General features: G+C 65.8%; 9 protein-coding genes and 2 tRNA genes. 2 read left to right on the top strand and 9 right to left on the bottom strand.

Features of this window, described 5'->3' with window-relative positions:
• Position 1 precedes the first annotated feature (1 nt).
• The 7 genes from AB5Y68_RS12440 to AB5Y68_RS12410 all read right to left on the bottom strand — a co-directional run bounded on the left by AB5Y68_RS12440 (position 2) and on the right by AB5Y68_RS12410 (position 7,139).
• Positions 2-1,654 (bottom strand): ABC transporter permease, encoded by a 1,653-nt coding sequence (locus AB5Y68_RS12440; RefSeq protein WP_368207210.1) that lies wholly within the window; start codon positions 1,652-1,654, stop codon positions 2-4.
• A gap of 6 nt (positions 1,655-1,660) precedes the next feature.
• The gene (locus AB5Y68_RS12435) at positions 1,661-2,830 is read right to left on the bottom strand and encodes an ABC transporter substrate-binding protein (protein ID WP_039039932.1); all 1,170 of its coding nucleotides are present in this window, start codon (positions 2,828-2,830) and stop codon (positions 1,661-1,663) included.
• 19 nt (positions 2,831-2,849) lie between these two features.
• Positions 2,850-5,006: an FAD-dependent oxidoreductase gene (locus AB5Y68_RS12430; RefSeq protein ID WP_039039830.1), complete on the bottom strand. Its 2,157-nt coding sequence runs from the start codon at positions 5,004-5,006 to the stop codon at positions 2,850-2,852.
• A complete protein-coding gene (locus tag AB5Y68_RS12425; RefSeq protein ID WP_039039829.1) occupies positions 5,003-5,578 on the bottom strand; it encodes a carboxymuconolactone decarboxylase family protein in 576 nt (191 codons plus the stop codon). Before AB5Y68_RS12425 ends, AB5Y68_RS12430 begins: the two co-directional genes overlap by 4 nt.
• Positions 5,568-6,278, bottom strand: a complete 711-nt coding sequence (locus AB5Y68_RS12420; RefSeq protein ID WP_039039828.1) for a DUF1499 domain-containing protein — start codon at positions 6,276-6,278, stop codon at positions 5,568-5,570. Before AB5Y68_RS12420 ends, AB5Y68_RS12425 begins: the two co-directional genes overlap by 11 nt.
• Positions 6,279-6,405: 127 nt before the next feature.
• Positions 6,406-6,684 (bottom strand): peptidylprolyl isomerase, encoded by a 279-nt coding sequence (locus tag AB5Y68_RS12415; RefSeq protein WP_039039827.1) that lies wholly within the window; start codon positions 6,682-6,684, stop codon positions 6,406-6,408.
• A gap of 59 nt (positions 6,685-6,743) precedes the next feature.
• A complete protein-coding gene (locus AB5Y68_RS12410) occupies positions 6,744-7,139 on the bottom strand; it encodes a hypothetical protein (protein WP_039039826.1) in 396 nt (131 codons plus the stop codon).
• A 536-nt stretch (positions 7,140-7,675) separates the two neighbouring features.
• Here AB5Y68_RS12410 and AB5Y68_RS12405 point away from each other — a divergent pair.
• Entirely contained in the window at positions 7,676-9,451 is a 1,776-nt protein-coding gene (locus tag AB5Y68_RS12405; protein WP_039039825.1) for an autotransporter assembly complex family protein, read from the top strand.
• A gap of 76 nt (positions 9,452-9,527) precedes the next feature.
• Positions 9,528-13,301 carry a translocation/assembly module TamB domain-containing protein gene (locus AB5Y68_RS12400; RefSeq protein WP_039039824.1) on the top strand — a complete coding sequence of 1,258 codons (3,774 nt, stop codon included), beginning with the start codon at positions 9,528-9,530 and terminating at the stop codon, positions 13,299-13,301.
• 206 nt (positions 13,302-13,507) lie between these two features.
• On the opposite strand, the gene AB5Y68_RS12395 is transcribed toward AB5Y68_RS12400, so the two are convergent.
• Together AB5Y68_RS12395 and AB5Y68_RS12390 are read right to left on the bottom strand one after the other, a co-directional pair.
• A tRNA-Tyr gene (locus AB5Y68_RS12395) sits at positions 13,508-13,592 on the bottom strand.
• Positions 13,593-13,623: 31 nt separating this feature from the next.
• Positions 13,624-13,708, bottom strand: a tRNA-Tyr gene (locus AB5Y68_RS12390).

Raw genomic sequence — 13,708 nt, 5'->3', positions numbered from 1 at the left:
GTCAGGACCTCAGGGCGGGGTTGATGCGCCGCGGCAGCCAGAGCGCCAGGGCATAGATGAAAAGGGGCAGCAGGAGTTGCAGCAGGCCGTAGAGCCCCGCCAGCCGCCGGTTGAGGCCGCTACCGATGGCCACCGCCTCCGTGGTGATGGTGACGACCCGCCCGCCCCCGAACAGCAGGGTCGGCAGGTATTGGGCCAGACTCACCGCCGCCCCGACACCGAAGGCGAACAACAGGGGACGGGCGAGCAGGGGGCCCTTGACTCGCCACCAGGCCCCCCAGGGGCTGGCCCCGAGCGTGAGGGCCACCCGGGTGAGGCGCTCGTCGAACTGGCGATAGGGGCCGTGCAGGCAGAGATAGACGTATGGAAAGACGAAGATCAACTGGCTCCAGAGTACCCAGCCAGGGCCTATGCCAGTGAATCCCAGCCCGTCGGTCTGAAGGCGCAATCCAAACAGCAGGCTGGCCTGGGGCAGCAGCAGAGGCAGGCAGACAAGCCAGAGGGTGCGTGTGGCGCGGCGCGCAGGCAACGCCTCGAGGCAGAGCACCGCCAGCAGCAGGGAGAGCGCGGCGCAGAGCAGGGCCAGCCACAGACTCTGCCACAGCAGCGGGCCCAGGCTCGGCAGCAGAGCCAGCCAGTGGTGGCTGCTCCATTCGCTCGGCCAGAGGGCGGGAAAGGACCAGCGCCGGGTCAGGGACCAGAGCAGCAGGGCGGCGAGCACCAGCAGATTGGTCAGGAGCAGCCCCCACACGCCGATGCGGGCAATGAGTGCGGGCCAGGGCGAGGCGGGGGCGCGTCGCCCATCCAGCCAGCGAGCCTTGCCGAGGGTGAGGTGGGCCCGCTCCAGCAGCCTGAGGGCGCCAAGCAGCAGCAGGTTGAGGGCGAGCAGCAAGAGGGCGCCGCTGGCACTGGCGCCGCGCCAGGCGGGGTCGGCATCCTGATACCAGAGCCAGAGTCGCACCGCCAGGGGCGGCGGGGCATCCGGCCCCAGCAGCAGGGCGAGATCCACCACCGCCAGACCATAGGCGGCCACCGCGTAGAGGGGCAGTCGCAGGGCGGGCCAGAGGGCGGGCAGCAGCAGGCGCCACCAGATCCGGGGGGCACTGAAGCCGAGGCTGGCCCCCAGCCACTGCTGGCGCGCCACCTTGGCGGGATCCAGTGCCGCCAGCGCCATCAGCAGCAGGAAGGGGGTCTCCTTGAGGATGAGCACCACGATGAGGCCAAGCCCCCAGGGATCCTTGAGGGTTTGCCAGTCCGGGGGCTGATGGGTGAGGTCAAGCAGGGGGGCGACGAGGCGCAGCAGCCAGCCGGAGGGAGCGAGCAGAAAGGCGATGCCGATGGCAAAGGCGACGTGGGGAAGCGCCAGCAGGGGGGAGAGTAGGCGGCGCAGCCAGCGCATCCAGGGACGCCCGTCCCCCTGGGCGAGCAGCAGGGCGGTGGCGCCGAGGGCCCCCAGGGTGGAGGTGCCCGCTACCCAGAGGCTCAATCCTGCGGAGTGCCAGAGTCCGGGCTGGGGGAGCAAGAGGGCGAGGTTGGCGGGGGAGAGCCCCTCGATGACCAGCAATAGCAGGCCCCCGGCGAGCGGGATCCCCAGCAGCAGGGCTCCCAGCATCAAAAAGGGCAGCAGGAGGAGAAGAGGGGCGCGTGCCTGCATGATGGATCAGTGGCCGTAGCGCTCGGCCCAGGCCGCTTCCAGCCGCGTCTGCCAGCTGGGGTGGGGCTCTGCCACTCCCTTGAAGCGCAATGCCGGACGGGTCTGGCCTGGTAGCGCCTCCTGGCGCAGCACGCTGGGATCCCCCCAGAAGGCGGGGTCGCTCTTGCGCGCCTGGGCGGCGGGGCTCAGCAGGAAGTTGACCACCACCTTGGCCCCGGCCCGGGTGGAGGCATTGAAGGGGATGGCGAGGAAATGGCTGTTGGTGAGCGCCCCTTTTTCCATGGCGATGGCCTGGACGGTGGGGGGCAGGGTGCCGTTTTGCACCGAACTCTGGGCTTCCCCCGGGTTGAAGCTGATGGCCATGGCCAGCTCGCCGTCATCGAGCAACTGCCTGGTCTCGGCGGCGCCGGTGGGGAAGAGCCTGCCCTTTCGCCAGAGCGCGGGGTGAAGCTGGTCGAGCCAGGCCCAGAGAGGGGCGGTGATGCGAAGGAAGTCGGCATCGGTCGCCTCCCGATAGAGGGGCGCCGGATCTGGTGTCAGCTCCAGCAGGATCTGCTTGAGAAAGCTAGAACCGTGAAACTGGGGAGGCTTGGGGTAGGTGAAGCGGCCGGGGTGAGCCTTTACCCAGGCCAGCAGGGCGGCCGCCGAGGTGGGAGGAACGTCTACCTGGTCGCCATCCACCATCAGATTGAGCTGGCCTATGCCCCAGGGGGCCTCCAGCCCCTCTACCGGCACGGTGAAGTCTTCACTCACCGGCAGGGCGGTGTCCACCAGGGCCATGTTGGGCAGCTCGTCGGTAAAGGGGGCCCCCAGCAGCCCCTGCTCCTTGAGCGCCTTGAAGTTCTCGCCGTTGACCCAGAGCAGGTCGATGGGGCCGTTCGACGTCTTGCCAGCCTGCTTGGCGGCCAGCAACTGGCTCACGCTCTGGGCGATGTCATCCACCTTCACCTGCACCAGCTCGACCTGGTACTGGCGAGCGATCTCCTGCCTGGCCCACACCAGGTAGGCGTTGATCTCGGGGCTGCCCCCCCAGGCGTTGAAGTAGACGGTCTGCCCCCTGGCGGCCAGCAGGGTCTGCTGCCACGACGCGTCATTGGCGTGGAGCGGGGAGGTCAGCAGCAGGGAGACAGCGGCCATCAGGGGACGGAGCAGGGCGCGAAGTCGGGTCGTGAACATGATGGTTGCCTCGTCAGAGTCAGGCGCCGCGGCGCCAGCGGTGATAACGGGCCAGCAGCGCCAGCAGGCGCCCGGGCTGGCGGGCACGGCGCCAGGCGCCAGCCACGTACTTGTTCCCCTCCATCAGGGTGGGGTAGGGGTGAACGGTGGCGAGGATCTTGCCAAGTCCCAGGCGGTGGCGCATGGCGAGGGCAAACTCGGCGATCCGCTCGCCGGCGTGAGCACCCACTATGGTGGCCCCGAGTATCCTGTCACGGCCCGGCACCGTCAGCACCTCGACAAAGCCCCCGGACTCGCCGTCGGCGATGGCTCTGTCCAGCTCGGCCATCTCGAAGCGGGTCGACTCGAAGGGGATGCCTCGGGCCCGAGCCTCTTTCTGGTTGAGGCCGACCCTGGCTATCTCCGGACTGGTATAGGTGGCCGCCGGCATGACCCTGTAGTCTGCCCGAAAGCGCCTGAACTGGCCAAAGAGGGCGTTGATGGCGGCATACCAGGCCTGATGGGCGGCAAAATGGGTGAACTGGTAGGGGCCGGCAACGTCCCCCACCGCCAGGATGCTGGGGTAGTTGGTGGCGAGGAAGCCGTCGATGGCCAGGGTGCCGCCGGGGGCCAGTTCAACCCCCAGCGCCTCCAGCCCGAAACCGCTCACGTTGGCCTCCCGGCCAAGGGCCAGCAGCAGCTGGTCCCCCTCAACCACCAGCGTCTCATCCCCCCGGCGCAGGTGCAGCCGGATGGGCAGGTTGGTGCCTTTACCGTCCATATACTCGGCCGAGGTAGCCTGCCAGCCGAGGTGCAGGGTGACGCCGTCGTGCTCCAGCTGCGCGGCCAGGGCCCCGGCGACGTCCCTATCTTCCCGGGGCAGCAGCTGAGGGCCTTGCTCCACCAGGGTGACGGGGATACCGAGCAGGGCCAGGCTCTGGGCCAGCTCGCAGCCGATGGGGCCTCCTCCCAGCACCAGCAGATGGCGGGGGGGCTCACGCAGTCGCTGCCAGAGGGTGTCGGAGGTGAGGTAGGGAACCCTGTCCAGCCCCGGCAGTGCGGGCACCCGGGGGCGGGCGCCGGTGGCGATCACAATATGACGGCTGGTCAGGCGTTTGCCGTTGACCTCCACCTCCCAGGGGGAGGTGACTCGCGCCCGCCCCTGGATGCACTCCACCCCAAGTCCTTCATAGCGCGCCACCGAGTCGTGGGGTTCAACCTCCTCGATGACTCGGGCGACCCGCGCCATCACGGCGGCAAAGTCGGCGCGGCTCTGGCTCGGGGTAAAACCAAGCTCCCCGGCCTTGCGCTGTTCAAAGGCGAAGCGGGCGCTTCGGATCAGCGCCTTGGAGGGGATGCAGCCGGTATGGAGGCAATCCCCTCCCATCCTGTGCTGCTCGATGAGGGCCACTCTGGCTTTCACCGCGGCGGCGATGTAGCTGGTGACCAGGCCTCCGGCGCCGGCACCTATCACCAGCAGGTTGTAGTCAAAGCGCGCAGGCTTGCGGTAGGGGGCGTGCAACCGGTAGAGGGCGAGACGGCGCTGCAAGGCACGCATCAGCCAGGGCATCAGGCCGAGCAGGGTCAGGGCGGCCAGCAGGCCGGGGGAGAAGAGGTTGCCTGTGCTGGTGAGGGTAGCCAGCTCGCTCCCCGCCAGCACGTAGACGAGGGTGCCCGGCAGCATGCCGAGCTGGCTGACCCAGTAGTAGGTGCTGACTCTGATGGGGGTGAGCCCCATCACCAGGTTGACCAGAAAGAAGGGGAAGAGGGGGATGAGGCGCAGGCTCAGCAGATAGAAGGCCCCCTCCTTTTGCATGCCGGCCTGAACGCTCGCCAGCTTGTCGCCAAAGCGTGTCTCGACCCAGTCCCTCAGCAGGAAGCGGGCGCTGAGAAAGGCCAGAGTGGCGCCGAGGGAGCTGGCAAAGGAGACCAGCAAGAGCCCCCACAGGATGCCGAAGACGGCGCTGCCCGCCAGGGTGAGCAGGGCCGCCCCCGGCAGGGAGAGGGCGGTGGTGAGCACATAGATCACCAGAAACAGCAGGCTGGCTGCGACAACATGGCGGTCGACCCAAAGGGCCAGGCGCGCCTGGTGTGCCTGCAACTGGGTGAGGCTCAGATAGTGGTCAAGGTCGAGGGCAAAGAAGGTGCCGACCAGGGCCCCCATCGCCAGCAACAGCAGCAGGCGTGCCCGGTTCATCCCTGTCCCTTGTCGAGGGGGCGCTCGGGTTGCACCGGCAACTGGCAGAACCCCTGGGGAGCGATGTCGAGAGCGGCATTGAACTTGGCGGACATGTTCTGGAAGGCGATGAGGCCGGTGAGCTCCACCAGGGCGTCGTCATCGAACCAGGGCTTGAGGCGGGCGGCCTGCTCGTCGCTCACGCCATCCAGCCCGGTCATGGCCTCGGCATAGTCCAGCACGGCCCGCTCCCGCTCGTCGAACAAGGGGCTGTCGCGCCACCGGGCCAGCGCCTCCACCTTGTCGCTGGAGCCTGCCCGCTTGACGAGGGTCATGGCGTTGATGTCGACACAGAAACGACACCAGTTGAGCTGGGAGACCCGCACCGTCACCAGGGAGCGCAGCACGGGGTCGATGGGGGAGCGCTTGCGGTTGATGACGCCGTAGAGGGTGGCGACCGCGGCGAACAGCCTGGGGGAGCGCCCCCAGCACTTGCCCGGGATCAGCACCTGACCGTAGTTGCGTTTTTGCAGCCAGAAGAAGGGGCGGATGAACCAGGCGTAGGCCCGGTCCGGTTTGACCTCAATGCGCATCTTGTTCCTCTTTGAGCTTCTCCATCTTGGGCTTGTAGGCCCCGCCCAGACGCTCGTTCAACCGATTCAGGAAATCGATGATCCGAGCCCGGTTGACCCCCAGATCGCTGCGCCCCTGGCGTGAGGCGGAGCGCATGTCGATACGGGTCTCTTTGGGCCCGGCAAAGACCCGCAGGGCAACGTCATCCTGAAACCCGAACCAGCCGGTGGTGACGACGGCATCGATACCCTCGCTGCCCGGATGAACCTGCCAGCCCAGCTCCGTCATCAGTTCCTCGGCTTCCGCGAGCACTTCGACCGGGGATGCCCGGGTATAGAGAGGACCGGGGTTGCCTGGAAATACTTGCAGGGGCGGGGGGGAGATCGGGAGATCCTCCGGGCTTCTGAGCTGCTCGGCCCACTGGAGCCGTGGCGGATGGTAGGGATCCGTGCTGACGTCGTTGGTGAGGGGGGAGCGCAGCGCCTGGACGAGAAACAGCAGGGGCAACAGCAGGGGAGCAATGCCCCAGATATCCGGCCAGAGGTTGGTGGTGCGGCGATAACGCCAGGGCAGGCGCAGCAGCAGCACGAGGCTGAGGAGGGCGCTGGCGAGACAGAGGATGAAGCCGAGCCACCAGGGCCAGAGATGGGCGCGGCTGCCAAGGGCCCCGCAAAGGGGCAATAGCCAGGTCAGCAGCGGCCACCACAAAGAGCTGTGCATATGAGGGATCCACGGGTCAGGATGGAACTATGCCCAGAAGGATAAACTTAATTGCCTGATAACGTTAGTAAATGATCATCAATCCCAGGCGTGCGGCTCCGAGAGCCGATGACCTCGTCGCCCTGGATCAGTTGCGATAGAGCACCTTGATGAGGTGGAAGCCGAACTTGGTGCGCACCGGCCCCAGCACGGTCAGCAGCTCCCCCTTGAACACGGCATCGTCGAAGGACTTGACCATGTCCCCCTTGGAGAACTCCCCCAGATCGCCGCCACGCTTGCCGGAAGGGCAGGTTGAGAAACGCTTGGCCATCTGGCTGAAGTCGGCGCCCTTGGCGAGCTTCTCCTTGATCTCCAGACACTGTTTCTCGGTCTTGACCAGGATGTGCTGGGCACAGGCTTTTTTCATCGGAATGCTCCTCGGCGAGGGGAAAGGGGGCGCAAGATTACTGCAATTGCGCCTCCGCGTCAGCCCCTCGGGCGCGAGACCCGGCTCCGGGGGCCGGCGGCCAGGGGGACCCTGGCCCGGGATTGCCAGAGGATCTCCAGCCCCAGCAGGGCATAGAGGCTCCAGATGGCCAGGGGGTTGAGCCAGTTGCCTCCCATCTGCAGGGTGGCCAGGGCTGCGCTCACCAGCAGCAGGACTATCCCGGGCAGGCGCCAGTGGACAGGCAGGGGGGCGAGCAGGGCCATGCCCAGCAGCAGGGCCAGGCCAAAGGGCAGATTGAGCGCGGTGAAGGCGAGGGCCTGCTGACCGTTCATGCCGGTCAGCAGGGCCAGCAGGGCGCTGCAGCAGGCCAGGAAGGTGATGAACTCGAGTCGGTCGGCGATGTAGTCAGCCAGTTGTTCGCTACGTAGGTGCATGGGGTCTCTCCTGCGATGATTGGGATCAGTGTGGGACAGGCAGGAGCGCAGGGGCAGCGGGATAAATCGATTGAATTGAACGAAGCTTTAGTGCCATCTATTCAAGTGATTGATTTAAACTTATTTTCCTGTTCAATAGCAGGCAGGGTGGGGAAGAGGGCACGGAGCAAGTCGAGGGAGACGGGTTGACGAAACCCGCCGGATGCGGGGTGTCCGACAAGGGTTGTCGCGAAGAACCGGACCCTGCTGCCAGCCCAAGGCCGCCAGGGGAGATCCGGCGTGGCGGGGCAGGTGGTGGCGTTTTGTTCGCCCCTTGCCCGGATTGTGTGCAGTTTGGCTCCTCACACCCGGCTGGTTCCTTGCAGGGCCGCAGCGATCCCCGCACCGGGTGCGGCAGAGCGGCACGCAAAGGGGCCCCGAGCGTGGGATTTCGCCGTCGCGATTATGCTAGGATGAGCGGCACTCGCCCGGGATGAGTCTCGGTATCGTACTAAATAACACAATTTTTAAATCATGTTATTCGGGGAAATTGACGTTTGACAGGATGCTATCCTACTTTTCTCACCGGGAGCACTTCATCCGGGCGATCCCGTCGTCCCGGGCCCCGTCTCTTGCTGCTCGCCCTCGCTCTCTGGCTGATGGCGATGCCCGCCATGGCGGCGAAGTTGACCTACCAGATCAAGGGGGTCAGGGGAGAGCAGAAAGACAACGTCGAGGCTTACCTCAACGCCCTGCCCGTCTACCAGGAACGCCAGTACCGCCCCGCCCGCGCCAAGATCACCGAGAGCGTACAGAAGGCGCTGCAGGTCTATGGCTACTACCAGCCCAAGATCACCCTGAACCGCGACAAGAAGGCGCCCGCCAAGGTGGTGATCGAGATTGAGCGGGGGGAACCCGTGATCATCTCGCGCCTCGACATCCTGCTGGAAGGGGATGCGGGGAGCGACGAGGTGTACAGCGAGCTGCTGGACAAGCTGCCCCTCAAGGAGGGAGATCCCCTCAACCACGGCAAATATGAATCCATCAAGGCGGATCTCGGCAGTCTGGGGCTGGCCCGCGGCTATTTTGACGCCAAGATCAGCAAGAGCCAGGTCAAGGTTTTCCCGGAACAGGGCAAGGCGGAGATCTACATCCTGTTTCGCTCCGGCCCGCGCTACCATTTCGGCGAGATCCGCTATGACGCGACGCCGGAGGCACTGCACCTTATTCGCCCGCTCATCAACATCAAGAGCGGCGACCCCTATCTGGCGATCCGTCTGGCGGAGATGTCCCAGGATGTCTCCTCCACCAAGCTGTTCAAGCAGGTGGACATCAAACCCCTGATCAGCCAGGCCGAGGGCAACCGGGTGCCGGTGCAGGTGACCCTCTCCAACCGGGTCGATCACGAGATTGAGACCGGTATCGGTTATGCCACGGACGTGGGGCCGCGCCTGAGTGCCACCTGGGAGAAACCCTGGGTGAACCGCTATGGTCACCGCCTCTCCAGCACCGCCAAGATCTCGGCGCCGGAAGCGGAGCTCAGCTTCGACTACCAGATCCCGGTGGGCAACCCGCTACGGGATTACTACTCCCTGCAGGCGGGCTATCAATACACCGACAACAACGACACCCGCTCCGATCTGGCCACCTTCGGGGTGCACCGCTGGACACGCCGACCGGAGAGCTGGGACAGAGACGTCTTTGTGCGCCTGGAGAACGAGCGCTACGTCCAGGGTCAGGACGAGGGGAACAGCCTGCTGCTGATCCCCGGTGTCTCCTGGTCACGGCTGCGGGTGCGCGGCGGTCTGGTGCCGGATTGGGGGGATCGCCAGCAACTGACGATGGAGTTCTCGAGCCCCTACTGGGGGTCCGACATCAGCTTCATGCGGGTGTGGGGGCGCAGCAAGTGGCTGCGCACCCTGGGCGAAGATCACCGTTTCCTGATGCGGGCCGAACAGGGGGCCATCGTCGGGGATGATTTCTCCCTGGTCCCCCCCTCCCTGCGCTTCTTCACCGGCGGCGATCAGACGGTCCGGGGCTACGGTTACGAGACCATTTCGCCACGGGGGGACGATGGCAAGCTGACCGGCGGACGCTACGCCAGCGTCGGCAGCCTGGAGTACAACTACCGCTTCAGCGAGAAGTGGCTCGGCGCCCTGTTCGTGGACGCCGGGACCGCCACCGTCGACTACAGCGAGGCCTGGAAGATAGGCACCGGGGTCGGGGTGCGCTGGGTCACCCCCATCGGTCAGGTCAGGCTCGATCTGGCGGTGGGCATCTCCGAGGAGGACAAGCCGCTGCGGCTGCACTTCGCACTGGGGCCGGAACTATGACCCGGCAACCAGGCGCACATCCTCTTCTTTCTCTTTTCTGGCCGCTGCGGCAGCTTTCCTTGCAGGGGTCTGCATCGTGATCTGGGTAAAACGCATTTTCTTGTGGCTCATGGGCCTCTTCTTCCTGCTGCTCATCGGCGTCAGCCTGCTGGGCTTCACCCATCAGGGCAACAAGTGGCTGTGGCAACAGGCCAGAGCCGCGCTGCCCTCCCTCAAGGGGGAGCTGGTGGCGGGGCAACTCGGGTATGGCTGGACCTTCGAAGGGGTTGGCTGGCAGGACGAGCTGGTGGATGTCACCGTGGAGCGGGCCGTGCTGGACTGGGATCTGGGCAAGCTCCTGCAGGGCAAGCTCTGGATCAAGACTCTGGCGGTGACTCGCCCCGTGGTCCGGGTGGCGGAGTCCGAGCCGGTGCCGGAAGAGCCGTCGGAGCCCTTCGTCTGGCATCCGTTGCCGCTCAAAATCCAGGTCGACAGCCTCAAGGTTGCCGATCTCGATGTGGCGGTGCCCGGCGTGACGATCACCCTCAAGGATTTGGACATTGGCGCCGCCCTGGATCGCGCCGGGCTCATCGTGCGCGGCCCCGTGCTCGATGGCCTGAACGTGGTGCTGGCACCGTCCCCGGCGGAGGCTGCCAGTGACAAGGGTGCCAAACCGGCGGATGAGAAAAGCGCCACCCTGGCGGCCGGCGAGGGCAAGGCTGCCCCCGGTGACAAGACGCAGGCCGCAAGCAAGCCCGAGCCCATGGTGCTGCCGGCGGTGCGACTGCCTTTCCCCATCCAGCTGGAGGGGCTGAAAGCCACGGCGTTCCGTTATCAGCAAGGTGAGCTGGTGGAGGGGCTAGACAACCTGTTGCTGTCGGCCACCGCCGAGGAGGAGCGCATCGACATCCGGGAGCTCTCCCTGCGCCATGCCATGGCAGATCTGGCCTTGCGTGGTCAGGTGCGCCTGCACGAGGATTACCCCCTCGCCCTGACTCTGGATGCCAAGGCGCGTCAAGGGCTGCTGGACGGGGAGCTCAAGGGGGAGCAGGTCAATCTCGTCCTGGACGGTTCTGTGGGCAAGCTTGGGCTGGCACTCAAGGCCAAGGGGCCGGTGGGCGCCAATCTCAAAGGATCCCTTGCGGCCCTCGACCCGGATCTGCCCTTCGATCTGGCGCTGGACTGGAAGAGCCTCTCCTGGCCCCTGCACAAGCCTGCCAAGGATGAGCCCAGCTATCGGCTGGACAAGGGCACCCTGAGCGCCAAGGGCAAGCTCTCCGGTTACCAGTTTGCGCTCAACACCGCCGGCAAGGGGACCGATGTGCCCCCCTTCAAGGTGGCGCTCTCGGGCAAGGGGGATCTCAACCAGCTGAGCCGTATCGAGCTGCTGCTGGGGGCCCTCAAGGGGGAGCTCAAGCTCGACGGCAAGCTGGCCTGGAGCAAGGGGGTCCAGTGGCAGGGGACGACCGAATTCAAGGGGATCAACCCGGCGGAGCTGGTGCCCGAGATCAAGGGGGCACTGGCGGGCAAGATCACCAGCCGCTTCGATCTGGATGAGGCGGGCCACTGGCAGCTGGCCCTGCCCGAGCTCAAGGTGGATGGCAAGCTCAACCAGTATCCCCTGGCCTTGCAGGGCAGGCTCAGCGGCAACGACAAGATGGAGTGGACCATCCCGGCCCTGGCGCTGCAAAGCGGCCCCAACCGGCTGCAGGCCAAAGGCTCGCTCACGACCCAGGCCTGGAAGCTGGATGCGGATCTGGATGCGCCCAAGCTTGGGGGTATCTACCCTGGTCTGGGAGGGGACATCAAGGGCCAGGTGCGCGTCACCGGCAACCAGCAGGCGCCGCGCGTGAATGCCGATCTGGTGTCGGGCCGACTCGCCTACGCGGGCACCGTCCTCAAGGAGACCGTCATCAAGGCCAACGCCCTGGTCGGGGAGAAGCCCGCCGGTGAGGTGGCGGTGACGGTGGCGAGCCTGGCACAGGGGGAGACCAAGCTCTCGCAAATCGCCCTGAACCTGAGCGGCGATCTCGAGCGCCACGGGCTCACCTTGACCATGAAGGGGGATCCCCTGGCGGCAGACCTCAGCCTGAATGGCAGCCTGCGCGGTGACCACTGGCGTGGCGCCCTTGCCGAGCTGAAGCTCAAGACCCCCCTCAAGCGCTGGGCGCTGACCGCCCCCTGGTCTCTGGACCTGGATCTGCCGAAACAGCAGTTGACCATGGGGGATCTCTGCTTCGCGTCCCAGAAGGCCAGTCTCTGCGTCAAGGGGAGCCGGATAGCCCAGTCCCAGGGCAATCTGGAATTTGCCCTGAACGAATTTGATCTCAAGCGGCTGCGCCCCTGGTTGCCGGACAATTTCCGCTGGCAGGCGGTGCTGTCGGCCGACGGGCGCGCCAGCTGGCGCGGCAACCAGCCGACCCTGCACGCCACCGTGCGTACCACGCCTGGGACCTTCGTCGCCGACGAACTCAAGACCGACTACCAGCGCCTCGAGCTCGGGATCGATTTCGAGCGCCAGCAGGCCGCCATCCGGGTCGATTTCGCTTCCGAGCAGATCGGCAACATCGACACCGATCTGCTGATCCGGGATCCCGCTGGCCGCGGCAACCTCGGCGGTCAACTCAGGTTTGACGATCTGAAGCTGGCGACCTTTGCGCCCCTCATTCCCGAAGTGCGCTCCCTGCAAGGGGTCATCTCGGCGGATGCCCGCTTCGACGGTACCCTGGCTGCCCCCCTGCTGTATGGCGAGCTGAACCTGAAGGAGGGGGAGGTTCAGACCCACTCCGACATGGTGACCCTCTCCAAGCTGGTGACCCGCCTCAAGATAGAAGGCAACCGGGCCGAACTCGACGGCTCCATGATGGTGGGCAAAGGCCCCCTGGTGCTGGGGGGCTGGCTGAGCTGGGCCCAGCAGCCGGTGACCGGCAGCCTCACCATTCAGGGCAAGGAGCTGGAGGCCCAGTACCCGGGCATGGGCCGGGTCAGGGTGACCCCTGACATCGCCATCTCTCTCGGGGAGGAGACCAGGGTGACCGGGCAGGTGGACATCCCCTGGTCGCGCATCCTGGTCAAGAGCCTGCCAGACAGCGCGGTAGCGGTCTCCGATGACGTCACCGTCATCTACGACGATCTGCCGCCGGTCCCCAAGGCGGCACCGCTGCCCATGGAGATCAGGCTCGCCATCCGGCTCGGGGACGACGTCCGCCTCGAAGCCATGGGACTCAAGACCAAGGTGGGAGGGGCCCTCAACATTCGCCAGGATCCCTCCAAGCCGCTCTCGGGCAACGGGCAACTGGAGCTCAGGGACGGGCGCTTCAAGGCCTATGGCCAGAACCTCATCATCAAGGAGGGGCGGATCCTCTTCTCCGGCCCCATTGATCAGCCCTATCTCAACATCGAGACCTATCGGGATCCGGACACCATCGAGGACAACGTGACCGTCGGGGTGCGGGTGACGGGGCCGGCCACCAAGCCGAAGATCACCGTCTATTCCGAGCCGCAGATGGCGCAGTCCGAACAGCTCTCCTATCTGTTGCGGGGCAAGGGATTGCAGACCAGCGGCGAGGATGGCGGCTTCAACGGCCTGCTGGTGGCGGGGGCCGTGAGCCAGGCGAGCGGCGTGGTCTCCAGCATCGGGGAGTCCCTCGGCATGAGCGACGTGGCCCTCGATACCGCAGGCAGTGGTGATGACACCCAGGTGACCCTGTCGGCCTACCTGCTGCCCGGCTTGCAGTTCCAGTACGGGGTCGGGGTGTTCAGCCCCATCGCCGAATTCAAGCTGCGCTACGAGCTGATGCCAAGGCTCTATCTGCAGGCCATGAGCGGGGTGGCCCAGGCGGTGGATATCTTCTATCGCTTCACCCTGTAAGGGGGCGCGGATGACAAGACAGATACCTGGGGGGACGCTTATCCCCCTCTGCCCGACCTGCCGATAACAGCTGTCGCCAGCAGGTTCGGGGTGAGAGCGTGCATATATTGACGGGAGGCCTGGCCTCCCGTTTTTTTTGTAGAAGAAGGGGATTTGTGGAAGGCAGAAAAGCGAAAACCCGGCACAAGGCCGGGTTCTCTGAAATATGGTGGAGGGAGAAGGATTCGAACCTTCGAAGGCAGAGCCGTCAGATTTACAGTCTGATCCCTTTGGCCGCTCGGGAACCCCTCCACGGGGCATGACCTGATTGTGCGCACTTGAATGGTGGAGGGAGAAGGATTCGAACCTTCGAAGGCAGAGCCGTCAGATTTACAGTCTGATCCCTTTGGCCGCTCGGGAACCCCTCC

This window comes from Aeromonas sp. R6-1 (genome assembly GCF_040908165.1).
In the GTDB taxonomy this organism is placed as follows: domain Bacteria; phylum Pseudomonadota; class Gammaproteobacteria; order Enterobacterales; family Aeromonadaceae; genus Aeromonas; species Aeromonas caviae.
This window is presented reverse-complemented; position numbering and strand designations above follow the sequence as displayed.